The organism is Brevibacillus sp. SIMBA_040, from assembly GCF_046535075.1.
In the GTDB taxonomy this organism is placed as follows: domain Bacteria; phylum Bacillota; class Bacilli; order Brevibacillales; family Brevibacillaceae; genus Brevibacillus.
In genome coordinates this window covers 1-263 of record NZ_JAWRXI010000237.1, presented here as the reverse complement: position 1 = coordinate 263, position 263 = coordinate 1, and the positions used below count along the sequence as shown (strand labels likewise).

The following is a 263-nucleotide window of genomic DNA, read 5'->3' as shown; positions in this document are numbered from 1 at the left end:
CGTGGCTTCTAGCGTGTTAGCTGCCGTATTGCTGTCATTAGGAGTGCGTGTCATAAGACGATTTCTGCTCTGTCGCGGCCATTTTTTTTAGCTTTGTAGAGCAGTTTATCTGCCCGGGTAAACCACTGATCCGCGTTTTCAAGATCATCATCCCAACTCGCAACACCAGCACTAATACTCAATGCTTCATTTAAAATTTCATGACTTTGTATTTTAAAGTTATGTTGGATTCTTGTTATTATCTTTACGGCCTGATTTTGAGA

1 protein-coding gene is annotated in these 263 nt (G+C 41.1%); it reads right to left on the bottom strand.

From position 1 onward, the window contains the following. Positions 1 to 50: 50 nt before the first annotated feature. A partial coding sequence (locus SB752_RS32685) for a diguanylate cyclase (protein WP_410719544.1) occupies positions 51 to 263 on the bottom strand: 213 nt, incomplete at its 5' end.